The sequence below is a fragment of the Allobosea sp. LjRoot237 genome (assembly GCF_964253285.1).
GTDB lineage: Bacteria > Pseudomonadota > Alphaproteobacteria > Rhizobiales > Beijerinckiaceae > Allobosea.
The window spans coordinates 1,867,281-1,889,863 of record NZ_CAXUQP020000001.1 but is presented as its reverse complement, the minus strand read 5'-3'; the positions used below and the strand labels follow the sequence as shown (position 1 = coordinate 1,889,863).

Annotated in this window: 27 protein-coding genes and 1 pseudogene; 16 read left to right on the top strand and 12 right to left on the bottom strand. The window is 65.6% G+C overall.

The window, feature by feature from the left end; translation table 11 throughout:
* Window positions 1-134: 134 nt before the first annotated feature.
* The 7 genes from ACSQ24_RS09115 to ACSQ24_RS09085 all read left to right on the top strand — a co-directional run bounded on the left by ACSQ24_RS09115 (window position 135) and on the right by ACSQ24_RS09085 (window position 3,948).
* Complete coding sequence (locus ACSQ24_RS09115) at window positions 135-470, top strand: DUF1236 domain-containing protein (protein WP_436094378.1); 336 nt, start codon at window positions 135-137, stop codon at window positions 468-470.
* A gap of 122 nt (window positions 471-592) precedes the next feature.
* Window positions 593-850 (top strand): hypothetical protein, encoded by a 258-nt coding sequence (locus ACSQ24_RS09110; RefSeq protein WP_436094377.1) that lies wholly within the window; start codon window positions 593-595, stop codon window positions 848-850.
* Between the two features lie 244 nt (window positions 851-1,094).
* Window positions 1,095-1,253, top strand: a complete 159-nt coding sequence (locus ACSQ24_RS09105) for a hypothetical protein (protein ID WP_436094376.1) — start codon at window positions 1,095-1,097, stop codon at window positions 1,251-1,253.
* 11 nt (window positions 1,254-1,264) lie between these two features.
* Complete coding sequence (locus tag ACSQ24_RS09100) at window positions 1,265-1,492, top strand: DUF4167 domain-containing protein (protein ID WP_436094375.1); 228 nt, start codon at window positions 1,265-1,267, stop codon at window positions 1,490-1,492.
* Window positions 1,493-2,368: 876 nt separating this feature from the next.
* Window positions 2,369-3,268, top strand: coding sequence for a cell wall hydrolase (locus ACSQ24_RS09095; RefSeq protein ID WP_436094374.1), 900 nt, complete (start codon window positions 2,369-2,371; stop codon window positions 3,266-3,268).
* A 323-nt stretch (window positions 3,269-3,591) separates the two neighbouring features.
* A complete protein-coding gene (locus ACSQ24_RS09090; protein ID WP_436094373.1) occupies window positions 3,592-3,765 on the top strand; it encodes a hypothetical protein in 174 nt (57 codons plus the stop codon).
* Window positions 3,766-3,804: 39 nt separating this feature from the next.
* Window positions 3,805-3,948, top strand: coding sequence for a hypothetical protein (locus tag ACSQ24_RS09085; protein ID WP_436094372.1), 144 nt, complete (start codon window positions 3,805-3,807; stop codon window positions 3,946-3,948).
* A gap of 75 nt (window positions 3,949-4,023) precedes the next feature.
* Here ACSQ24_RS09085 and ACSQ24_RS09080 read toward each other — a convergent pair whose 3' ends face one another.
* Window positions 4,024-4,455: a hypothetical protein gene (locus tag ACSQ24_RS09080; RefSeq protein WP_436094371.1), complete on the bottom strand. Its 432-nt coding sequence runs from the start codon at window positions 4,453-4,455 to the stop codon at window positions 4,024-4,026.
* A gap of 500 nt (window positions 4,456-4,955) precedes the next feature.
* Between ACSQ24_RS09080 and ACSQ24_RS09075 the strand changes: the two genes are divergently transcribed.
* Window positions 4,956-6,026 carry a serine hydrolase domain-containing protein gene (locus ACSQ24_RS09075; RefSeq protein ID WP_436094370.1) on the top strand — a complete coding sequence of 357 codons (1,071 nt, stop codon included), beginning with the start codon at window positions 4,956-4,958 and terminating at the stop codon, window positions 6,024-6,026.
* Window positions 6,027-6,270: 244 nt separating this feature from the next.
* Window positions 6,271-7,179, top strand: a complete 909-nt coding sequence (locus ACSQ24_RS09070; RefSeq protein ID WP_436094369.1) for a DMT family transporter — start codon at window positions 6,271-6,273, stop codon at window positions 7,177-7,179.
* A 173-nt stretch (window positions 7,180-7,352) separates the two neighbouring features.
* On the opposite strand, the gene gpt is transcribed toward ACSQ24_RS09070, so the two are convergent.
* Window positions 7,353-7,862 carry a xanthine phosphoribosyltransferase gene (gene gpt / locus ACSQ24_RS09065; RefSeq protein WP_436094368.1) on the bottom strand — a complete coding sequence of 170 codons (510 nt, stop codon included), beginning with the start codon at window positions 7,860-7,862 and terminating at the stop codon, window positions 7,353-7,355.
* Between the two features lie 165 nt (window positions 7,863-8,027).
* On the opposite strand from gpt, the gene ACSQ24_RS09060 reads away from it, so the two are divergent.
* The gene (locus ACSQ24_RS09060) at window positions 8,028-8,522 is read left to right on the top strand and encodes an anthrone oxygenase family protein (protein ID WP_436094367.1); all 495 of its coding nucleotides are present in this window, start codon (window positions 8,028-8,030) and stop codon (window positions 8,520-8,522) included.
* On the opposite strand, the gene ACSQ24_RS09055 is transcribed toward ACSQ24_RS09060, so the two are convergent.
* The 5 genes from ACSQ24_RS09055 to ACSQ24_RS09035 form a co-directional block, all read right to left on the bottom strand.
* The gene (locus ACSQ24_RS09055; protein ID WP_436094366.1) at window positions 8,519-9,292 is read right to left on the bottom strand and encodes a competence/damage-inducible protein A; all 774 of its coding nucleotides are present in this window, start codon (window positions 9,290-9,292) and stop codon (window positions 8,519-8,521) included. The genes ACSQ24_RS09060 and ACSQ24_RS09055 overlap by 4 nt on opposite strands.
* Before the next feature lie 126 nt (window positions 9,293-9,418).
* Window positions 9,419-10,270 (bottom strand): FkbM family methyltransferase, encoded by an 852-nt coding sequence (locus ACSQ24_RS09050; RefSeq protein ID WP_436094365.1) that lies wholly within the window; start codon window positions 10,268-10,270, stop codon window positions 9,419-9,421.
* 73 nt (window positions 10,271-10,343) lie between these two features.
* Window positions 10,344-11,090 (bottom strand): siderophore-iron reductase FhuF, encoded by a 747-nt coding sequence (gene fhuF, locus ACSQ24_RS09045; protein ID WP_436094364.1) that lies wholly within the window; start codon window positions 11,088-11,090, stop codon window positions 10,344-10,346.
* Window positions 11,087-12,313, bottom strand: coding sequence for an MFS transporter (locus tag ACSQ24_RS09040; RefSeq protein WP_436094363.1), 1,227 nt, complete (start codon window positions 12,311-12,313; stop codon window positions 11,087-11,089). The genes fhuF and ACSQ24_RS09040 overlap by 4 nt, the downstream gene beginning before the upstream one ends.
* A gap of 8 nt (window positions 12,314-12,321) precedes the next feature.
* Window positions 12,322-14,424, bottom strand: a complete 2,103-nt coding sequence (locus tag ACSQ24_RS09035; RefSeq protein ID WP_436094362.1) for a TonB-dependent siderophore receptor — start codon at window positions 14,422-14,424, stop codon at window positions 12,322-12,324.
* 347 nt (window positions 14,425-14,771) lie between these two features.
* Between ACSQ24_RS09035 and ACSQ24_RS09030 the strand changes: the two genes are divergently transcribed.
* The 5 genes from ACSQ24_RS09030 to radC are packed head-to-tail and all read left to right on the top strand — an operon-like array spanning window position 14,772 to window position 17,397.
* A complete protein-coding gene (locus ACSQ24_RS09030) occupies window positions 14,772-14,990 on the top strand; it encodes a YgaP family membrane protein (protein ID WP_436094361.1) in 219 nt (72 codons plus the stop codon).
* Window positions 14,987-15,544, top strand: coding sequence for an RNA polymerase sigma factor (locus ACSQ24_RS09025; RefSeq protein ID WP_436094360.1), 558 nt, complete (start codon window positions 14,987-14,989; stop codon window positions 15,542-15,544). Before ACSQ24_RS09030 ends, ACSQ24_RS09025 begins: the two co-directional genes overlap by 4 nt.
* Window positions 15,541-15,822 (top strand): hypothetical protein, encoded by a 282-nt coding sequence (locus ACSQ24_RS09020; protein WP_436094359.1) that lies wholly within the window; start codon window positions 15,541-15,543, stop codon window positions 15,820-15,822. The genes ACSQ24_RS09025 and ACSQ24_RS09020 overlap by 4 nt, the downstream gene beginning before the upstream one ends.
* A gap of 28 nt (window positions 15,823-15,850) precedes the next feature.
* Entirely contained in the window at window positions 15,851-16,672 is an 822-nt protein-coding gene (gene map, locus ACSQ24_RS09015; protein ID WP_436094358.1) for a type I methionyl aminopeptidase, read from the top strand.
* The gene (gene radC, locus ACSQ24_RS09010) at window positions 16,669-17,397 is read left to right on the top strand and encodes a RadC family protein (protein WP_436094357.1); all 729 of its coding nucleotides are present in this window, start codon (window positions 16,669-16,671) and stop codon (window positions 17,395-17,397) included. Before map ends, radC begins: the two co-directional genes overlap by 4 nt.
* 223 nt (window positions 17,398-17,620) lie before the next feature.
* Here radC and ACSQ24_RS09005 read toward each other — a convergent pair.
* The 3 genes and pseudogenes from ACSQ24_RS09005 to ACSQ24_RS08995 all read right to left on the bottom strand — a co-directional run.
* A pseudogene (locus ACSQ24_RS09005) lies at window positions 17,621-18,190 on the bottom strand (LysR substrate-binding domain-containing protein); the annotation flags it as partial.
* Window positions 18,191-18,226: 36 nt separating this feature from the next.
* Window positions 18,227-19,273 (bottom strand): alpha/beta fold hydrolase, encoded by a 1,047-nt coding sequence (locus ACSQ24_RS09000; RefSeq protein WP_436094356.1) that lies wholly within the window; start codon window positions 19,271-19,273, stop codon window positions 18,227-18,229.
* Window positions 19,274-19,495: 222 nt separating this feature from the next.
* A complete protein-coding gene (locus ACSQ24_RS08995) occupies window positions 19,496-20,413 on the bottom strand; it encodes an MBL fold metallo-hydrolase (RefSeq protein ID WP_436094355.1) in 918 nt (305 codons plus the stop codon).
* Between the two features lie 293 nt (window positions 20,414-20,706).
* Between ACSQ24_RS08995 and ACSQ24_RS08990 the strand changes: the two genes are divergently transcribed.
* The gene (locus ACSQ24_RS08990; protein WP_436097858.1) at window positions 20,707-21,465 is read left to right on the top strand and encodes an alpha/beta fold hydrolase; all 759 of its coding nucleotides are present in this window, start codon (window positions 20,707-20,709) and stop codon (window positions 21,463-21,465) included.
* A 33-nt stretch (window positions 21,466-21,498) separates the two neighbouring features.
* On the opposite strand, the gene ACSQ24_RS08985 is transcribed toward ACSQ24_RS08990, so the two are convergent.
* Window positions 21,499-22,203: a response regulator transcription factor gene (locus ACSQ24_RS08985; protein WP_436094354.1), complete on the bottom strand. Its 705-nt coding sequence runs from the start codon at window positions 22,201-22,203 to the stop codon at window positions 21,499-21,501.
* Complete coding sequence (locus ACSQ24_RS08980) at window positions 22,200-22,583, bottom strand: response regulator (RefSeq protein ID WP_436094353.1); 384 nt, start codon at window positions 22,581-22,583, stop codon at window positions 22,200-22,202. Before ACSQ24_RS08980 ends, ACSQ24_RS08985 begins: the two co-directional genes overlap by 4 nt.

The window sequence follows — 22,583 nt, the reverse complement described above, 5'->3', positions numbered from 1 at the left end:
ATGCGGCGGCGCAGCAGCGATTGCGACCCTGGAATTGATCGCGCCGGGGAACATCGACTGCCGCACTTCGTTTGCCAGACAAGACCGAACGCAAGCCGTTCGTCCCCTCGCGCATCAGCAGAAGGGAGCAGATCATGCTGAAGCACGTCGTATTGGCCGCAGGCCTCGTCCTTGGCTCCACCGCCGTGATGGCGCAAAACCAGGGCCAGCCCAACGGCCTACCCGAACCGCCCGGCATCAGCAGCGAGCTCGCCCCGCGCTTCCAGCGCTATGTCGTCGAACAGCGGCCGACGTCCTACACCTATGACCAGCCTGTCATCGTCGGCACCACTCTGCCTGCGATCGGCGTGACCTATTATGCGATCCCGCAGGAATACGGTGTCAGCAGCGACTACTTCTACACGGTGGTCAATAACCGGCCAGTCCTCGTCGAGCCCGGCACGCGCCGCATCGTCCAGGTGATCGACTGATCGAATCGATCAGCTGCCGGCTCGGTCGCGCGGCGCCGGGCAGCATGCCAGTACCTCTAACCGGCTGCGCCCCTTACAATCGCCGTTGCCATGGCCATATCGGGGTAGACCCGGAGGAAACCATGGATACGACCGTTCGGCGTAACCTCTCCGACAATTGGGGCGTCTCCGACCTGCTCGAGCGCCCGATCTGCTCGATCATTCGCGACCCGCACGGCACGTGCTGGATCATCCTCTCGCAGGAGCAGGTCGCGCGTCTGAGCGACATCCGGAAGGGGCCGTTCCTGTCGGTCGATGCGGCGATGACCGCCATTGAGAAGAACCTCAAAGGACCCTGCCGCCATCGTGCGGCAACTGTTCCGGCGAACTATTTCCCATAAGGCCGCGCAGTCACAGCATAGCAGAAACCGCCCGCACAACTTCATTTGGCCACATTGCCCGGGTAGAAACGACAAGCAGGCGAAGACTGATCGGCCGGTTCCTCTGCTTGGAACTGGCGACGAGCCTCCACCCTACCCATCGAAAACCGATCGCTGCCGATGGCAGCATCATCGCCGCACGCATTGTGCCCGGCGATGTCACCACAAGACCGCGCGGCCTCGGCCGGGCGGCAAACGGACGTAAATGCAAGAATCAACACAACTGAAGTCACCCGAGACCGGGCGTGTCGCCGATGCGATCGCCAACACGCTTCCGCCGAAATCCGCACCTGACTGGAAGCCGCAGCCTTGCGGCCTGAGCCGCCAGGAACTGCGCCGCATCGTCAAGAAGATGCTGGGATAAGGAGGCTGGACATGAACATGCGCCAACCCAAACCCACCGCCTACGACAATCGCTTCACCCGTTCGGGACCACGCGCCAACGTTGCGCAGACAGGCCGGGGTGCTAGCCCGCAGGCGAACTATGAGCGCTATCTCGCTCTGGCCAAGGCCAAGGCCCTCGCCGGCGACCCGATCGAGGCCGAGCGCAACTATCAATACGCCGAGCACTATCATCGCCTGATCAACGGCACCGCGGCTTGAGACGTGGGTGCTCGCCATCGGGCGGGCATGACGGCCAGGAGGAGAACCGCGGCGCGGACCCCCTCTCCTCGCAGGCGCCGGAGCCGCGATGCAGAACCCCTCTCCCGGATGGGAGAGGGGCAGGGGTGAGGGACCGCCGCAGATTATTTGAATGCAACGGCGCCGTTGTGCCTTCTACGGATGGGGCAGGCCCTCATCCCTGCCCTTCTCCCACACGGGAGAAGGGTTCCCCGCGCCCCTCGCTTCACACGCAACGGCCTCAGCGGGCATAAACCCCCAATCAATCCCCGCCCCCAAAACCTGGCTTATGCTTCTCCCCGTCCCGCCCGAACCGAGGGGGCTTCGCGAGGCATCATGAGGCCGGGCGGGAGAGCGGTGTCCGTGGCGAGAGGGCCTTGCAAGCCTGAACGAGCATGCTCCGCAGACGTGCGAACCACGTCTGCGACCAGAGTCCGCTCGTTCCACCACGGAGGGGTTTCGTCGTTCGGGGCAGGCACCCCGGTCCAGCCGGACGCAACACACGGCGAGAACTCGAAAGAAAACCGCGCGCGGGGCTCGGGCAGTGGCCAGTGGCGCTGCCTCGACAATTCGACATCGACATTCGGCACGCAGCCGTCGACTGCGACGCCGCCCGACCCCGCGCCTCCCTCGGATGGCGTTCTGCCTCAAACCCTCGCGGCGATCAGCCGGCGGGATGCACGAGCATGACAGACGAACAGGCCGGCCGCCTCGCCATGCCGAGAGCCGATCCGCCGTCAGGCAGCTTTGCCTCTTTCATTCGAAATTAACTTTCTGGTAAGAGCTTCGGGATTCCTTTCCGGTGACGACGGCCCGCCGCCTCAGGCAGGCCAGACCCCGTAATCAGGAGATGACCGCATGAAGCGGACCGCGATCGCTGCAAATGCTGTCCGTTTCACCGGTATGAGCCGCTATAGTCGCAAGGCGATCCCGCTTCTGATTTCTCTGGCAGCGCCGGCGCTTGGCGCCTGCAGCGTCTCCCCGGTCCAGACCGCCTCGACGGCCGCCCCCTCGGCCAAGGAGCCGCACGAGGCTCGCAAGCGCGCCATCGAGCTCGCCAAGGCCGACCCGCGCGAGAAGGAATGCCTCGTCCGCGCGATGTATTTCGAATCGAACCGCTCGAGCGATGCCGGCCTGCTCGGCGTCGGCACGGTCGTGATGAACCGGGTCGGAGCGCCGCGCTACCCTGAGACGATCTGCGGCGTCGTCGGCGCGCCGCGCCAGTTCGCCCCCGGCGTGCTGACCCGCCAGATGGCCGCCCGCGACCTGCCGAAGGCCGAGGCCGCCGCCGAGGCCATCCTCGCCGGCAAGCGCAACGAGGCCGTCGGCAACGCCAAGCATTTCCACATGGCCGGCCTGCGCTTCTCCTATGCCAACATGCATTACGTGACGGTGGCCGGCGGCAACGCCTTCTACGTCAAGGGCGAGCGCCCCGAACGCCGCCGCATCGAGGAGCCGAGCTACCAGCTCGCCGCGGTCTCCGCGCCGGCGCCGCTCGCCACCACAGCCTCCGCCGGCTCGACCTCCTTCGCGGCCGCGCCGCTGGCCTACGCGCCGGAAACGCCGGCCGCCGCCGCGCCGGCAAGCCCGGCCTTGCAGCTCGTCGCCAATGCCACGCTGCCGCCGAGCCGGCCCTACGATCTCGGCATGTCCCGGAAGACCGCACAGGCCTTCATCGCGCCGCCGAAGAGCGACGCCCGCCTCGCCGCGCTGATCCCGGCCTCCCGCAGCCTGCGCAGCAGCCTGGCGCAGAACTGAGCTTCACCAACGCCGGGTGTGCTGCGCTCCCTCATGGCCCGCGCCGCAGAACCCCTCTCCCGGATGGGAGAGGGGCAGGGGTGAGGGACCGCCGCTGATCGTTAGGGCGAAGCGAAAGCCGCAGCACCTTCTTCGGAAAGGGCAGGCCCTCATCCCTGCCCTTCTCCCCACACGGGAGAAGGGTTCCCCGCGCTTCTCCTTCATAGACACGGGAATAGACCCCAATCCCAGCCTGCTCCACCCCGCCCACAAGCGCCCATGAGACGAAGCAACCAGGCCCGCCTGCCCGCGCCCTCAGGCGCATCTGGCTCGACCGCGCCGCGGTGCCGGACACAGAGGCCTATCCCTGGTGCCTGCCCGTCCTGCGCGACGAATTCGAGCTCGCCTTCGACCGGTCGATCACGATCATCGTCGGCGAGCCGGAATCGGCGCTGTCGCCGGCCCGCCAGATCGAGTTCCTCGAGCCCGTATGGACCGGCGCGGCCAGTGCCAGATGATCATGGCGACCCGAATGACCCAGGAACTTGCCGATCCTGATGGCCTATCCCGGCGCCCGCCTGCTGGGCTTGAGCAAATACGGGCTCGACCCCGTGACGATCGAGCAGACCCAGCATTTCCGGATCATCCGTGAGTTCTGCATGGATCCGGCGATGTTTGTGGAAACGATGATCGAGGAGTGAGGCGGCCCCATCCGCGCAAATCGATGACCGCCCGACGCGAAATGACCGCTTTCGACCCGTTGCGGACATTCGTGACTATCGGCCGCCCATTCGCCGCGGGCTTTTGATCTGCAAGGCTCGCCGACCGCCGAAGAGCGCATTGCCGATCATGTGCGGAATATACCATAGAAATAATGCGATGTAGATTATTTGAGATTCTTTCAAGTCGATATACTCTTTGATGAACGGTAATAATAACCCGAATAAGGCGATAATACCTGTTGCGATGGGTCGCCAAGGATATTTTTTATAATACTCCCTGGTTTCACGTTGTATCAATTCATCGTTTTGACGAGCTTCGGGGTTTTTTCGAGTGATAAAGAAGGCGATTATCATCAAAGCAAGTCCGATAAAATTTGAGATAAGGAGCCATGGGGAGTGAATTCCTTCAAAAGACATCAACGCAAGCGGAAGAATGGTTAGGACCCAACCCGCATCATGCAGCAGCTTTAAGGCTCTAATGCTCACCGAAGCCTCCGCGCGATGGACACTCGCTGCAGTCGTACACATTGGCCGGCATTGTGGCGGCTCTCCATCACTCACAGACGGGTCGTGCTCGCTTGCCGTAAGGCGTCAACGCCACAAAAAAGCGCGAACAAAAAACGCGACCGCTACCGACACCAGGGTCGAGAGCGCCCACAGGAGTGTGGCAGCCGCAATGAGCGCAGTGACTAGGTTGATTAGAACCTGATCTCTCAGCCCAAACAGTGCACACCACCAAGCGATCAAGCTCTTCACGTTCGCCTCCGCCCATGCCGTCTCACTACCTTGGGTGGCAAGGGCAATAACGCTCACGCGTTAAGAAATTTGGGTGATGAGTTAGTTGAGCTGACCGCGCTTCAGAAGTCGGCTCACGACCCAAAGCTGGCATTCCTTCAGGCGTCACGCCCGCACCAGCAGCCGAAGACACCCGCGGGCAGCGATGCTAAGCCTGCCTCACCAACAGCCACCTTCCTCGAGTCCCCGCCTTGCCCAGCTCCCTCTCCCCCGCCCGCCTCCAGGCCGCCATCGATTTCGCGCAGGCCCATGACTCGCCCTGGCCGCGCAGCATGTTCTATCCGGACGGCGCCTATGTCGGGAATCGCGAATGGGACGAGAAAGGTCCCTGGACCGAGATCGTCGGGCCGGTCGAGCCGCGCGGCGGGCCGGCCGGCATCATCATGCAGGGCGGCAAGGTCGTCGCCGAATGGGGCGATGTCGAGCGGGCCGACATGACCTTCTCGATCGCCAAGAGCTATCTCTCGGTGCTGACCGGCCTTGCCGTCGCCGACGGCTTGATCGCCGATCTCGACGAGCCGGTGGGCCGGAGCGTCGACGGCCCGCATTTCGCGAGCCCGCATAATGCGAAGATCACCTGGCGGCACCTGCTGCAGATGAACAGCGAATGGCAGGGCGAGATCTTCGGCAAGTCCGACCAGGTCGACCATAACAGGCAGATCGGCATCGGCGCCGACAACAGCCGCAAGGGCCAGCGCCGCGAGCTGCGCCAGCCCGGCAGCCTCTACGAATACAACGACGTCCGGGTCAATGCGCTCGGCTACGCGCTGCTGCGACGCTTCCGCCGGCCGCTGCCTGAGGTGCTGCGCGAGCGCATCATGAACCCGATCGGCGCATCAACGGGCTGGCGCTGGGAGGGCTACGAGACCTCCTGGCTCGAGATCGACGGGCAGCGCATGCAGTCGGTCCCCGGCGGCGGCCATTGGGGCGGCGGCCTCTTCATCAGCGCCCGCGACCATGCCCGCTTCGGCCAATTGATCGCGCAGAAGGGCATCTGGGAGGGGCGCGAGCTGGTCTCCCCGGCCTGGATCGAGCAGTCGCTGGTGCCCTCGCCGACCCTGCCGAATTACGGCTTCCTCTGGTGGCTGAACCGCGGCCCCGCCGCCAATCCCAAGCTCCCGGCGAGCGCCTTCAGCGCGCAAGGCGCCGGCAACAACCTGATCTGGATCGACCCAGAGCACGATCTCGTCGCGGTGCTGCGCTGGATCGACAAGGCCGCGATCGACGGGTTTCTGGAGCGGCTGGTGGCGGCGGTGGAGTGAAGGGCCTCCTTCTCCCCTCGGGGGAGAAGGTCCCGGCAGGGGGATGAGGGCGCCTCGACCGGGTGAGCCACCCTTCCCTCATCCGACCCGGCTTCGCCGGGCCACCTTCTCCCCCGAGGGGAGAAGGAAGAACCGCGGCTCCTCGCCTATGCACCCGGCGTCGATCACCCCGCCCGCGCCCACCCTTGCCGCCGTCCCCTCCCGCGCGCATAAGCCGCCTCGCTCCCGCAAGGCCTTAAGCCCAGTGTCCCCGACAGCTCCCGCCTCCCCTCGCCTCGCCATCGGTTTTGCCTGCGGCATCCTCTCGGCCGTGATCTGGGGCGTGCAGTCGGTGATCTCGCGGCAATCGGTGGCGGACGGGCTCTCGGCCGGCGACGTCACCATCTTGCGCTTCCTCGCCGCCGCCCTGGTGCTGCTGCCCTTCGCGCTGAAGCGGCTGAAGCCGTTTCCGGTCGGCCGGCTCGGGTGGAAGAAGGCGCTGATCCTGACCGCGATCGTCGGCCCGAGCTACAGCCTGATCCTGGTCGGCGGCGCCCATTTCGCCCCGGCTTTGCACTCGTCGGTGATCTCGCCCGGGCTGATCCCGGTCGCGACCGCGCTGCTCGCCGTCCTCGTGCTTGGCGAGCACATCAGCAAGCTGCGGGTGATCGGGCTTGCCATCATCGTCGCCGGGGTCGTGGTCTTCTCCTTCGAGGCGATGGCGAACACGCCGACTCGCGAGGGCGCCTGGATCGGCGACCTGCTCTTCGTCCTGATCGCCCTGCTCTGGTCGGTGTTCGGCCTGCTCGCCCGGCGCTGGGGCGCCGATGCGGTCGAGGTCACCATGGCGACCTGCCTGCTCTCCGTGCCGCTCTTGCCGCTGCTGGCGCTGGTGCAGCCGGTCAACCTGCTGCAGGTGCCGCTCTCGGCCGTAGCGCTGCAGGCGCTCTATCAGGGCGTCATCGTCGGCGCCGTCGCGCTCTTCCTCTACACGCAGGCGGTCGCGATTTTAGGCGCCGGCCGCGCCGCGCTATTCCTGCCGCTGGTGCCGGTGGTGACGGCGCTGTCGGGCGCGGCCCTTCTGGGCGAGCGCGCCTCGGCGCTGGAGATCGCCGGCATGGCCCTCGCCATCCTCGGCATGGTGGTGGCGCTCAAGGCGCCGAGCCACGCCTGACGCCGAACCGAACCCCGCGTCATTCCGGGGCTTCGCGGAGCGAAGAGCCCGGAACCCAGAACCGATGTCGCAACTCAGAAGGCGCAGGCATGGCCGCGCCCTCTCGGCAGCTCGCATCGGTTCTGGGTTCCGGGCTCAGGCCTGCGGCCTGCCCCGGAAAGACGGCCGCGGCCTCAGCCCTTGTGGTCCTTGGCGATCGGCTCGACATAGGACAGGCCCATGTCCCAGGGGAAATAGATCCAGGTGTCCTGGCTGACCTCGGTGACGAAGGTGTCGACGACAGGCACCCCGGCCGGCTTGGCGTAGACTGTGGCGAAATGGGCATTCGGCAGCATCTCGCGCACGACGCGGGCGGTCTTGCCGGTGTCGGTGAGGTCGTCGACGACGAGCACGCCCTTGCCCTTGCCGTCGCCGATGGCGCGGATCGAGGGCGCGATCTCCTTCATCACCTTGAGCTCGGACTGGTTCTTGTAGTCGTGATAGCTCGCGACACAGACCGTCTCGATCATGCGCAGGCCGAGCTCGCGGCAGATGATCGCCGCCGGCACCAGCCCGCCGCGGGTGATGCAGACCATCGCCTCGAACGGTCCGGCATCGGCGAGGCGCCAGGCGAGCGCCCGGGCGTCGCGGTGAAACTGGTCCCAGGAAACGGGGAAGGCCTTGTTGGAAGAAGCGTCGGCCATGGCGGGTCCTGCGGCGGGCTGGAAAAGGGCCTTTTTCGCAAAGCGCATCCGGCCGGCGCTGGCAAGAGCCTGACGGCCACAATCCCCGGCGCAGCGGCGTAAGATCGGAACGATCGCGGTCGCCGACGGTTGCTTGACCGACAGGAACAGCAGCGGAGCCGTACCATGCTCTTCGCCGTCCAGATTCTCGCGATCCTGCTCGCCGCCCTTTCGATGACGACGGCGCTCGGCCATGCCCTCGAAATGCCAGGCAAGCTCAGGCTGGCGCAGGAGCACTACCTCGCCGTCCAGCCGATCTATTATCCCGGCTTCACCATCGGCGGCGGCCTCGGCGAGATCGGCACGATCGTCGCCAGCGCCGTGCTCGCATTGATGCTGCCAGCCGGCAGTCCAGCGTCAGGGCTCGCCTGGGCCGCTTGCGCCAGCGCGCTCACGGTGCAGGCGCTCTACTGGATCATCGTGCACCCGGTGAACCGGTTCTGGCTGAAGGACTATGAGGTCGACGCCGCCAGCAAGGGCTTCTTCGCCATCGGCGCCGGCGACCGCACCGGCGCCGACTGGACGGCGCTACGCGACCGCTGGGAACGCGGGCACGTCGTCCGCGCCGTCTTCGCGACGCTCGCGCTCGTGCTGCTCGCAGCCTCGGTGGCGGTGGCCTAACCCACCGGCTTCTGCAAACGCACCCGCTCTGCCTCGACCATCGCCTGCACGGCCGACGTCGCCATCATCAGCTTTTCCGGGTCGCGCGAGCGGATGACGATGTTGGTGTCGGGGCCGGTCTCCGACCAGAACGGATAGGAGCCGATCGAGCAGTCGGGATGGGCTGTCGCGATCTCGGCGAGCGGCGTGCCGATATCGCCCTCGCGCAGGCCCGCCCTCACCGTCTCCGACAGGATCCTGGCGCCGGTCTTCAGCGTCGGCCCGACGACGTCGAGCATGGCCTGCATGATCGCCGGGACGCCGGCCATGACATGGACATTGCCGATCTTGAAGCCCGGCGCCTTCGACACCGAATTGGCGATGAGATCGGCCCCCGCCGGGATGCGCGCCATGCGCATTCGCGCTTCGTTGAGCTGGTCCTGCGGGAAGCGCTCCAGCAGCATGGCGACGGCGCGCGGGTCATGATCGATCGGCACACCGAAGGCCGCCGCGACCGCATCCGCCGTGATGTCGTCATGGGTCGGGCCGATGCCACCGGTGGTGAAGACGTAGGTGTAGCGCGAGCGCAGCGCGTTCAGCGCCGAGACGATCTCGTCGGTCAGGTCGGGCACGACCCGGACTTCGCGCAGCTCGATGCCGATATTGGTCAGATATTCGGCGATATAGCCGCTATTCTTGTCCTTGGTCCGCCCGGACAGGATCTCGTCGCCGATCACCAGGATCGCGGCGGTGATGACGGGCGGAAAGGCGGGAGAAGTTGATGCCGTCATGGCTTTTCCTGTGCTTTTCAAGACGCAGGGGCCGCCTCCCCGATCCGCCAGCGAGCTAAGCCGCTTGCGCGCGATTGCTCAAGCGGCGTGCCAGTCAGGGCCGCTATGCGCGCGCGGCGCGGCGCATCACGCGGTCGTGCGCTCGTAGACGAGGTTGAGCCGGGTCTGGGCGATCAGCTTGTAGCCCTTGCTCTCCAGCAGCGCCGGCAGGTCGCTCTGCCAGCGCCCGCGCGAATCCTCGACGATGATGAAGCTAGGCCAGAGCCCCTCCGGAGCATCGCGCAGGAAGGGTTCGAGGATCAGGTCCTCGGCGCCCTCGACATCGAGCTTGACCGCGTCGAGCCGCTCATAGCCCTCGCCCTGCATCAGCGCGAGCAGCGTCGTCGCCGGAACGCGGACCGAGTTCGCATTGCTGGAACGCAGGATGCGCACGCTCGATTCGCCCTTGTTCGCAGGGTCGAGGAACAGCGTCAGCTCGCCCGGCTTGTCGGCGAGCGCGCAGGCGACAGCCTTGACCGTGCCGAACGGATTCTGGGCGATGTTGTAGGTCAACCGCGCGAAGATGTCGGGCTGCGGCTCGACCGCCAGGATGCGCGCGCCTCGGCCGGCGCGGGCTGCGACGAAGAGCGAATAGGCGCCGATATTCGCGCCGATATCGATGAAGCAGAAGCCGTCGCGAATCCGCGACGCCAGCAGCTCGCGCTCTCGGCGATCAAAGTACTGCGGCGTGAACAGCACCCGCTTCTCGCAGACATTGCCTTCAGGATAGAGCCGCATCTGCGCGCCGAGCGACTCGATATCGACGGGCTTGCCTTTGAGCCGATTGAGCCCGAGACGGCGCAGCGCATAGGCTACCTTGCGCCCGAGGAAGGAATCCGAGGCGCAGCGCGTCCAGCCGATGATGCGGGCGATGCCGCCCTGGGGCGCAAAGGTGCCGAAAGGCTGGTCCTCGGCCGATCTGATCTCATTGAATGCCATTGGCGGGCTGATACACCCCAAGCGTTGGCAGCGCCAGCGGCTTGATCGACGCTTGCGTGGAGCCAAGGCGATGTCAGGCCGCATTGCTTGCCGCCGAAGCGCAGTCGGCGTGCAGCGGGCAAAGGCTGCCGCAATCGGCGACGCCAGCCAGCAGGTAGCGCAGGCAGCAGAGCTTGCGACGCCGGACCGGCTCGCCTTGCTCGACCGGATAGCGCACCGCATCGAACATGAGATTGCGGCGCCCGTCCGGCTCCTGCGGCCGCTCCAGCCGCAGGCGCGCCGCAGCCAATGCTTCCGCCTCGGCGAGCTCGGCCGGCACCTGCTGCAGCGTCCATTCGAAGATCGCCGCCGCATTGGCCCAGAGCAGCCGCGGCGAGACCCGGAACTGGCCTGCCAGCTGGGTGACCAGCGGCGCGACATGGCCGTCGAACAGGCGCGCAAACGGATCGGTCCCGCCACATCTCCGCGGGCCCTCGTCGGGAATGACGATGGCGCTCGTCAGTCCGGCTTCCTGCGGCACAATCGCGATCTGGTCGAGTTCCAGCGGCAGGTCGCGATCGCCGAGCAGAATCGCCGCTGTCGCCGGGATGACAAGCGCGCCGAAATGCCATTGCGTCCACATCGAGACCAGTGCGCGCCGGTCGCTGCCCGGATAGAGCATGGCGAAACGCGCCATCAGCTGATCGGCTGCGCCGGCAAGCAGATCCCGACCCGAAACGCTCTCCCGGGCCTCGCCGGGCAGCACGAGCTTGTCCTTGTACCAGGCCAGCGCTTCCGGAAAGCGAGCGGCGAAGGACGGCAGCGGCCGGGCCTCGCTCATCCGAGCACCGCCTGCTCCCCTGCCACCGGCTGTGCCGGAGCCGCAGGCCCGCTCAGCAACGCGACCAATGGCATCGCGATCAGGGCAGCGCCGGCGGCGAGCGCAAAGCAGACGCCGTAGCCGAAATGCTGGGCGACCCAGCCCGCACCGATGCCGCCGGCCATGCTGACCAGCCCGTCCATGCATTGCAGCAGGGTGAAGTCGACCCCGGCCTGGCGCGGATCGGACAGCGCCATGAAGCGGGCATAGAGCGCGACGAAGCCGAGCGCCATGACGCCGGACGAGCTCGCCAGCGCCAGTGCGAGCACGGCGGGCTGCGGCAGGCCGCGCCAGGCGGCGAAGGCGAGGCCCGCGAGCGAGGCCGCCTGCAGCACGAGCGCCAGGACGAGCACGCTGCGTGCACCGAGTAGCCGTACCAATGCGCCGCCGATGAGGGCGCAGGCGAAGCCGACCGCAAGGCCGCCGATGCCGTTGACGAGGCCGAGCGAGGCGAGATCGAGCCCGCTGTCGACGAGATAGGGCCCGAGCATGGCGACACCCCATTTCTGCGCGGGCACATAGAGAGCGGCGAGCAGCAGGCCGGAGCGCATCTCCGGCCGGCGTAGCGCTTCCTTCAGCGAAGGCTGGTGCGTACGCCGGGCCGGCGCGGCGGGAGCCAGCGAGAGCAGGAAGGGCAATGCCAGCAACAGGAGCAGCCCTGCCATGGCGAAGGTGGCGAGCTGCCAGTCGAGCCGCGCCACCAGCACGAGGAACAGGCCGGAGCCAAGCGCCGAGCCGAGATAGGCCCCGCCGACCTGGGCGGCGTTGCCCCAGCCATGATGGGCCTGCGACAGCGTCTCGACCGCATGCCCGTCGCAGGCGATGTCGCCGGTCGAGGCAGAGAACGCGATCAGCACGAAAACGGCGATCAGCGGGACGAACGCGATAGGCCCGATCAGCCCGACAGCGACGAGCCCCACCGCCGAAATCAGCGTCGTCGCCAGCACGATCGTCCGCGAGCGCGCCGGCCCGGTATCGGGCAACCGGTAGCGCTCGATCGCCGGCGCCCACAGAAACTTCAGCGCCCAGGGCAGCACGGCGAGATAGGTCAGGCCGATCTGGTCGAGCGGCAGGCCGCGCTCGCGCAGCACGCTCGGCAAGGCGATGAAGGTCAGCCCGCCGATGATGCTCTGGCCGACATATAACCCCCCGATGGCGAGGACGATCGCCATCGGCGACAGCATGAGCGCCCTCACCAGCGATAGCGCAGGCTGGCGATGACCTTGCGTCCCTCATCGAAGTAGCAATAGCCGGCGGTGCAGGTCTGCTGGACCTCGTTCAGGAGGTTGGTGGCGTTGACCTGCAGCCGCATGCCCTTGAGCTGAGGGCTGAGGTTTTCGAGGTCATAGCGGATCGAGCCGTCGACGAAGGTGCGCGCCTTGTTGTCGATCACCGGGCGGCCGAGATTGTCGCCGAGGCTGGAGCCGACATAGCGCACGCCGCCGCCGACCCCGAGCCCACGCGCCGCCCCGCTTTGCACCGTATAGTCGAGCCAGAGCGAAGCCATGTGGTAGGGCACGCTGGACAGCGGGTTGCCGACGGTCTCCGCCGTCAGCTTCTTGATGCGCGCATCATTGTAGGAATAGGAGGCCTGCAGGCTGAGCCCGTTCGCCAGCGAGGCGACGCCCTCGATCTCGAAGCCGCTGGAACGCAGATCGAGCTGGACCTGGCGGTTGAGGCCGTCGACGACCTCGTAGACCACCCCGTTCTCCTGGCGGATATTGAACACCGCCGCGCGCAGCGAGGCATTGTAGCCCGGCAGGTCGTACTTCACGCCGAGCTCGGCCTGCTTGCCGGTCGTCGGCTGGGCGATGCCGCCATTCAGCACCGTGCCCGGATTGGGCACGAAGGAGGTGCCGTAGCTGACATAGGGCGCGAGCCCGAAATCGGTGACGTAAGACAGCGCGGCGCGGCCGGTGAACTTGCCGTCATTACGCTTGCTCTCGGTGGGGACTACGCCCGCGGCACCCGCCTCGAACTTGCTGTCGACCCAGTCCAGGCGGACGCCGGCGGAGAGCCGCCAGTTCCCCCATTTGACCTGGTCCTGCAGGTAGACGCCGGTCGTGGTCAGCGTCTGCTCGGTCCGCCACAGGAAGGCCGGATTGTAGCCGAGCGGCACGCCGCCGAAGGCTTCCTTGCTCTTGTAGTGCAGCCGGCTGACATCGACGCCGGCGAGCAGCGTGTGGTCGACCGCCCCGGTCCGGACCTTCGCCTCCAGCGATGTGTCGACAGAGAAGCCTGCGGTGTTCTCGCGGGTCAGGCCGGGGTCGAAATAGACATATTGCTGGTTGTTGCCGAGCTGCTGGTACCGCGCGCGCTGGCGCAGCGTGAAGACCTCGTCGAACTTGTGCTCGAACTCGTAGCCGATGCGCGCCTGCTGCTGGCGGAAATCATTGTAGCGCTTGTCGCCGACATAGACCTTGGTGGCGCCCAGCGTCTTGGACAGCACATTGCCCTGGCGATCGACGTAAGGGCCGTACTGGTTGAGATAGGCCGCAGTGCCGCCCGTGGTCGAATCCATGTACTCGCCGAGCACGGTGAGCTTGGTCGCCTCGTTCGGCTTCCAGGTCAGCGCCGGCGCGATGAAGATGCGGTCGTCCTTGATCGCGCTGATGTCGCTCTTGGCATCGCGGATGACGCCGGTCAGCCGATAGAGCAGCGTACCCTCCGGATTGGCCGGGCCGGATATATCGAAATTGAACTGCTTGCGGCCGAAGGAGCCGCCTTGGATCTCGATCTCGCGGAACGGCGTTTCGGTCGGCCGCTTCGAGATCAGGTCGACGATGCCGGCGCTGGTGCTGGCGCCGTAGATCGCCGAGGCCGGTCCGCGCAGCACGCTGATCGCCTCCAGCCCGTAGGGTTCGAGCCGCATCAGCCCGTTCGGGCTGCCGATCTGGCGCAGGCCGTCGCGGAAGACCGCATTATGGGTGACGTCGATGCCGCGGATGGTGAAAGCGTCGTAGCGCGGATCGAAGCCATAGGTGCCTATGCGCGCGCCGGGCGTGTAGGCCAGCGCCTCGAGCAGGTTCTGCGGCTTGCGTTGCTCGAGCTGCGTCTGCGTCACCGTCGAGATCGACATCGGCGTCTCGAGCAGCGGCGTGTCGGTCTTGGCTGCGCTGCGGCCGGAGGTGGCGACATAGCCGTTGGCGCTGAAGACGCCCTTCTCGCCGGAGCCCTGCCCTTCGACGACGATGGTGTCGAGTTGGATCTGCCGTGCATTCTCAGCCTGCGCGAAGGCTGCGGCCGGAGCGAGGAACAAAGCCGACGAGATCAGAAGCGCAGAACGAAGAGTCATGACAAGGCAGTTCCGGAGATGAAATCACCGAACCGGGTACCAATATTGTTAGACGACGGTCAACGAAAACTTGTTTTTAATTATTCAAAACGGAGAAATAGCGCAAGGTATTAAAGAAAATTTGGAAAATAATACATCGATACCCAATGTTTATTTCCTTCTACACTCGACGCTCTGAAACTTCATCGTTGAAAGCAGGACCAGTCGTCAGCATGCGAAGGACAAAGCTCCCAGCGCTCGTATGTCATCTCACCTCTCCGCACCTGCGCCGGAATTTTTTTGAAGCTGCGCGAACCATTCGCGGCAGAGCGCCCCTCTTTCGGGTATTCAACCCGGAGACACGTATCATGACCTACCAAAAGAACCTGCCCCGCTGGGAACGTCTGATGCGCCTCGGTGCGGCGCTGGGTCTGGCTCTTTGCGCCGTTCTGTTCCGCGACGGCGTGCTCGGCCTCGTTTTTGCGGCCGGCGCGGTCATCACCGCGCTGACCTCGGTCTTCGGCTTCTGCCCGATGTGCGCCATGGTCGGGCGCCGCCTGCCGGGCGATGGCGGGGCTGGTCAGTGAGCGGCCTGCTGGCGCTGCCGCACGATCTCGTCGAGCGCGCCCGCGCCGGCGATCCTCGCGCGCTGGAGACCATGCTGGCGCTCTGCCGCACCGACATCGCCCGCTACGCTCGCCGTCATTGCGAGGCCGAGGATGTCGAGGAGGCGGTCCAGGACGCTCTCTGGATTCTGTATCGCCGGCTCGGGGGCCTGCGCAGCGCCGCCGCCCTCGCCGGCTGGCTGTTCCAGATCATCCGCCGGACCTGCCTTGCTCTCGTCAGACGGCGGCGCCGGCATCTGCCGATCGAGGATGCGCCGGCCGCAGCCTTACACGACAGCGGAGCGAGCGACCTCGAATTGCGCCTCGCCATCACCGGCATCATCGCCGGATTGCCGCAAAGCTATCGCGAGGTGCTCCTGCTGAAGGATGTTCAGGGTCTATCCGCCGATGAGGCCGCGAGCACGCTGGGCATCTCGCCGGAGGCCACTCGCAGCCGCCTGCACCGGGCGCGGGCGCTGGTACGCGCTGCGCTGACGGAGCAGGCTGGTCCTGGCCGAAAGGCGGTGCCGGCATGAGCTTCGGCAACGCCTCGATCACGATCCATCTGCTGCGTGGATTGCTGGGTATCCTTGCGCTGCTGCTCGCAGCCTGGAGCTACAAATGGCTCGGCCTGTTCTCTTTGCTGCTCCTGCCAGTCGCGCTGTGGGCGCTGAAGGGCTGCCCCCTCTGCTGGACGGTCGGCCTGTTCGAGACGCTCATCTCAAGAAAAACAAGGCATGAAACCGGTGAAGGCGAGGGTAAAGCGACAACGCGCCAGTGCCCCGATGCTTGCACGCCCCGCCAAACCCAATAGATAAGGAGATCAAGGAGCGGCCTCCGGAATGACCCTGAACGAATCGATCTCGCGCGCGCGGCGCGATCCCGCCATCAAGCTGCATGGCCCCGAGGCCTTCGCGGCGATGCGCAAGGCCGGGCAGCTCACCGCGCGCGGCCTCGACATGCTCGCCGGCGAGGTCAAGCCCGGCGTCACGACCCAGCGGCTCGACGATCTCGCCTTCCAGTTCGCCATGGACAATGGCGCCTATCCGGCGACGCTGTTCTATCGCGGCTACACCAAGTCGATCTGCACCTCGATCAACCATGTCGTCTGTCACGGCATCCCGGACGACAAGCCGATGCGCGACGGCGACATCGTCAATATCGACTACACGCTGATCGTCGATGGCTGGCACGGCGATTCCAGCCGGATGTTCGGTGTCGGCGACATCCCGCGCAAGGCCGAGCGGCTGATCGAGATCACCTATGAGAGCCTGCTGCGCGGCATCCGCGCCGTGCGCCCCGGCGCGACCACCGGCGATATCGGCTTTGCCATCCAGCGCTATGCCGAAAGCGAGCGCTGCTCGGTGGTCCGCGACTTCTGCGGCCACGGCCTCGGCCAGGTCTTCCACGATGCGCCCAACATCCTGCACTATGGCAGCCCCGGCGAAGGCGTCGAGCTCAAGCCCGGCATGCTCTTCACCATCGAGCCGATGATCAATCTCGGCAAGGCGAGCGTGAAGGTACTCTCCGACGGCTGGACAGCGGTGACGCGCGACCGCTCGCTCTCCGCCCAGTTCGAGCACACGATCGGCGTGACCGACACCGGCTGCGAGATCTTCACGCTCTCCCCCGCCGGCCTCGATAATCCGCTCGCCCGCACATGAAGACCAGCGGCAACGGCAAGTCAGTCCCGATTGCCGCTGCCCCGAACGACACCGCGCCGCATCATCTCGGCCATCGCGACCGTTTGCGCCAGCGCTTCCTCGAAGGCGGCGAGGCCGCCCTGCCCGATTATGAACTGCTGGAGCTCCTGCTCTTCCGTTCGATCCCGCAGCGCGACGTCAAGCCGCTCGCCAAGCAGTTGATCCAGCATTTCGGCTCCTTCGCCGAGGTGATCGGCGCGCCGCTCTCGCGCCTGACCGAGGTCAAGGGCATCGGCGAGAGCGTCGCGCTCGATCTCAAGATCGTCGAGGCAGCGCTGAAGCGCACGATGAAGGGCCAGGTCGCGAAGAAGCAGGTGCTCTCGTCATGGTCGTCGGTGATCGACTATTGCCGGCTGGCGATGGCCTTCGCCGAGCGCGAGCAGTTCCGTATCCTCTTCCTCGACAAGAAGAACGCGCTGATCGCCGACGAGGTGCAGCAGACCGGCACGGTCGACCACACCCCGGTCTATCCGCGCGAGGTGATGCGCCGGGCGCTGGAGCTCTCCGCGACGGCGCTGATCCTGGTGCACAACCACCCCTCCGGCGACCCGACCCCGTCCGGCGCCGACATGAGGATGACGCGCGAACTGGTTGATATCGCCAAGCCGCTCGGCATCGCCATCCACGACCACATCATCGTCGGCCGCGACGGCCATGCCAGCTTCAAGGGGCTGGGGCTGATCTGACGCGGTCAGAACACACCACTTGTGGGATGAAATAAAGCCGCTTCAGAGCGCGGGAGAGTTCTAGCGTGCAATAGCGTGCACAGAGGCGGGGTGGCTTCGCGCCCGCGATTGTCAGATTCGCGCCGACTGCGGACATGAGCCGGCAGTCGGATACCAGACATTGATTCCCAAAACGCGAATGTCTGTCACTCGACGTTTATGGAATGCCCAAGCGACCACGCCATCAATTGCGCAGCACTTCCGTTCGGCGGGAAAAATCGAACAGGCGGACATGGTCCAGGAAAGCTGTCATAGCAGCGCTGGGATGGCGTCGGTTGGGATAGTAGAGGAACCAGCTCGGCAACTGCGGACTCCAGTCGCGCAGCAGTTCGACAAGGCGACCGTCGTCGCAATGGGCCTTCGTATAATTTTCGAAGACATGAGCGATGCCCTGCCCGGCTAGCGCAGCCTGAAGTTCCTGATGGGCGGAGCTCAGGGTCAATCGACCTTCAGGCTCGATCTTCAGCTTCTCACCATCATTCTCGAACTGCCAGGAGACCATCGCCCCTCCGGGAGAGCGCCGCTGGATGCAGTCGTGGCCGATCACGTCTTGAGGCGTCGACGGGATATTTCGCAGCGCTAGATAATCCGGTGCGGCAACGATCGCGCAGCGCAGTGGCGGCGGCCCCAGCGGCACTGCGATCATGTCCTGCTGGATCTGCCTGCCGAAGCGAACACCGGCATCGAACCCCTGCGCCACGATGTCGACGATGGCGGCGTCGCTGATCAGGTCGACCCTGATCTTCGGATAAACCGAATGGGCGCAGTTCTTCCTCAAATGGGCCATGGCTCATTCCGCCAGCTTCTCGACGTCGAGGATGGCCTGCGCGAATGCGGCCGGCGCCTCCTGGGGCAGGTTGTGACCGATGCCCCCGGTGAGGAGCCTGTGACCGTAGGGGCCGGTGAACTTCGCCCGGTAGCCGGCGGGGTCTGGGTGCGGGGCTCCGTTCGCATCACCCTCCATGGTGATCGATGGGATCGTGACCGGAGGGCCCATGGCCAGCCTGGCCTCGAGGTCGTCGTACCGGCTCTCACCCTCCGCGAGCCCCAGCCGCCAGCGGTAATTGTGGATCACGATGGCGACATGATCAGGGTTCACGAACGATGCCGCAGTGCGTTCGAACGTCGCTTCGTCGAACTTCCATTGCGGCGAGGCCAACTGCCAGATCAGGCGGTTGAAGGCGTTGGTGTTGGCGGCATAGCCGGCCTTGCCACGCTCGGTGGCGAAGTAGAACTGGTACCACCACTGCAGTTCCACGCCGGGCGGCAGGGGCCTGGCGTTTCCGGCCTGGCTGCCGATCAGATAGCCGCTGACCGAGACAAGTGCCTTGCAGCGCTGAGGCCACTGGGCGGCCATGATATTGGCGGTCCGGGCACCCCAGTCGAAGCCGGCGACGATGGCCTTCTGGATGCCGAGCGCGTCCATCAGCGCGATCCCGTCCGTCGCCAGCGCTGCCTGCTGTGCGTTGCGCGGCGTCGATGCGGAGCGGAACACGGTCGAACCGTGGCCACGCAGATGGGGAATGATCACGCGATAGCCCTTTGCAGCCAGAAGCGGGGCCACTTCGGTGAATGCGTGAATGTCATATGGCCAGCCATGGAGCAGCAGGACGGGAGCGCCGGAGGCGGGGCCGACTTCGACATAGCCGATGTTGAGGACGCCGGCATCCACCTGCCTGGTTGGACCGAAGGATGCGGCAGAGCGCGATGGTGCCGAAATCGAGGACGATGTCTGGGCGGCCGCGCTGCCCGCGACGAGAGTGGCTGCAGCAGCGGCGGCAAGGCGTACAAGCTCGCGACGCTGGGGATCAACGATATCAAAAAGCGGTCCGTCCATATTGTCTCTCCTTTCAAAGGGGATCGGCAATGACGAAGGGGTGCGCCAAGTGCGGCTCACACGCCCGTTCGTCGCGCCGATCTCCTGAAAATGGTCTGAGTGCGGGGAGTTGCTTTCGCCGAACGCCCGATTTGGAAATGGGGCGAAGGGGCAGGTCCGATTGGAGCACGAACTCATTATCGCCATGAGTCCGCGCCTGGTTCGGCCCTACCCCAGCGAGGGTCAGTAATCCCAGAAGACCGGGACCCAACGGAAGGTGTCGCCATCGACCGCCACGCGGCCGACGGAGGGGAATGGCAGGTGAGTGGCCACCAGCAGTTCGCCGGTCGCCGCCAGCTCCGTCAAAAGTCGGACCCGAACGCGGGCTGCCTCCTCGGGATCGTGCTCGAAACCGTTGTGCCAGTCGGGATGGTCGAACCCGACGGCGAACACGGCGTCGCCGGCGAAGGTCAGCCGGTCGCCGCCGGATGCCAGGCGAACCACGCTGTGCCCGGGCGTGTGGCCGCCGGTGCGCTGGACGACCACGCCGGGCGCCACCTCATGCTCCTCGTCGAACAGACGCAGCTGGCTGCGATAGTCTTCTGCGAACCGCTTGGCGGCCGCGCGAAGCGCATCCGGGAAACCCTGCGGCATGTTGACGTGGGTGAAGTCGGGGTTCTCCCAGAACGTGACCTCGGCAGCGGCCACGTGAATCCGCAGGTCCGGGCGCAGCCGCTCCTTGACGCCGTCGACGAGCAGTCCGCCGACATGGTCCATGTGCATATGGGTGAGCACCACGTCGGTCACAGCCGCAAGATCGATGCCGGCGGCCTCCAGTCGCTTGATCAGCTGCCCGGCCCGCGGCAGGTTCAGGTCGGGGTCCAACCCCAGCCCGGCGTCGATGAGGATGGTCTGATCGCCGCTATTGACCACGACCACGTTCAGCGACCAGTCGAAGGCGTCCTGCGGCAGGAACATGTCGTTCAGCCAGGTCGCCCGCTCGGCCGCTTCGACATTGTGCCCCAGCATCTTGGTCGGGAGCGGCAGCACGCCATCGCTGATCACCAGCACCTCAATCTCGCCGATCCGCACCGCGTAGCGCGACGGAACCAGTTCTTCAGGCTTCGATCTGGCGGATTGTGAAGCAATGTCCAGGCTCATGTTCGTCTCCTGCTGACCGCCGCTCTACACACGGCATCGGCGACGCTAGGTTTGGACGTGTTTGCGGTCGATTGGGCCGAGGGAGAGGGTGAGCCGTACTGCAGTATATGTCTTGCTGGCCTCGCTGGGAGTTGCCGGCCCCCAGGTTATATCCCTCCTAGACTTTCGCATCGCCCGACAGAGGCTTCCGTTTGATGGTTTTGGCCGGCGGCTCAGGCGCATTGTCCTCTGCATTGGCCACATGGCCCGAGGAGAAAACAATGCAGACAGCAATGCGCACTCTGATCGGAATGATGATGCTCGGTACGTCGCTTGCCTTTCCGGGGAAGCCGTCGGCGCAGCCCGCCGGAAGCAAGCCGACGGTCGTGCTCGTCCATGGGGCCTTCGCGGAATCGTCGAGCTGGAACGGTGTCATCGCTGAGCTCAACAGGCGCGGCTACCGCACGATCGCCGCGGCCAATCCGCTCCGCGGCGTTGCAAGCGACGCGGCCGCCGTATCGGCCCTCATCGGATCCGTCCACGGCCCGGTCGTCTTGGTCGGCCACTCCTATGGCGGCCCAGTCATCACTGAGGCAGCCTCCGGAAAAGCCAACGTGAAGGCGCTGGTCTACGTGGCTGCGTTCGCCCCGGATACCGGGGAGTCCAGCCTCACGCTTTCCAGCCAATTTCCAGGCAGCACGCTCGGCGACGCGCTTCTGCCGGTGACGCTGTCCGCTGGAAACCTGGACCTCTACGTCGAGCCGGAAAAGTTCCACCAGCAATTCGCAGCCGATGTATCAGCAGCGCAGGCCAAGCTGATGGCGGCAACCCAGCGCCCCGTGGCGAAGGCCGCTCTGGCCGAGCCGTCGGTTACCGCCTCCTGGAAGACAATTCCGTCCTACGCAATCTACGGCTCAGCTGATCGGAATATCCCACCGGCGGTCATGAAGTTCATGGCTGAGCGCGCCCGTTCGGTGAAGACCGTGGTCATCAAGGACGCATCGCACGCCCTCATGGTCTCGCATCCCGGCAAAGTCGCTTCGCTGATCGAGGACGCCGCCAAGGCACCGTGAGGCAGAGCGGCCACAGGAGCCGTGCAGGAGGAATCAAGGCAAAGTCTTGCCCGCGCCGGCCTCGCGCATCGGCGCGGGCAGCGTTTCCCATGCCCGGATCAACTCGCCGATGGATGCGGCCTCCATCTTGCGCATGACATTGCCGCGATGCAGCTTGACCGTCACCTCACTGATGCCGAGGTCGAAGGCGATCTGCTTGTTGAGACGCCCGCGCGCCACGGCATGCAGAACCTCCCGCTCGCGCGGCGTCAGCGTCTCAAGACGTTCGACGTTGCGCTTTACGACTGCGGCGTCCGCGCGCCGGGCGGCATCCATCGCGATGCCCGCGATGACAGCGTCAAGCAGCGTTTGATCCCGCACCGGCTTGGTGAGAAAGTCCACCGCGCCAGCCTTCATCGCCTGGACGGTCATCGGAATATCGCCATGCCCGGTCAGGAAGATAATTGGCTTGGGATTGCCGCTTTGGGCCAGGTGATGCTGCAGATCGAGACCGCTTGCTCCCGGCATGCGCACATCGAGGATCAAGCAGCCCGGGCGATCCAAGACGTTGGCGTCGAGCAATTCGCGGGTCGAGGCGAAGCTGGCCGGCTGGAACCCCACCGACAAGACCAGCTCGGACAGTGCCTCCCGAACCGGCGCATCGTCATCGACGATAAGAACGAGTGACTGCCCCTCTTCACACCCTCGCTGCGGTGAAAACGGTGCCGATCTACGCTGGAGCGACTGGTCGACTCTCATGATGCTCCTCCATTTTCTCGATCGCGAACGGCGTCGCTGACGGTCGCAAGCAGAACTTTTGCGTCGAAGGGTTTGCGGAAGCACCCGCTGATGCCCTGGGCGCGGCGCTGATCCACGATCTCGTGGCGTCCGGTGATCAGGAACACCGGCAGCTCCGGGCGTGCCTTCTTCACTAGGTCGCGAAGTTCAAATCCGTCCATGCCGGGCAACCCGATATCGGTGATGAGCACGTCCAGGCCCGACAGCCCGCTGACCAGAAGCGATTCCGCCGATGAGAAGCTGCGGGCCACATAACCCGCGGATTCCAGCAGGTCTTCCAGCGACTCAAGCAGTCTTGGATCGTCATCGACAACCGCCACGATAGGCCTTCGCTTGCTCAC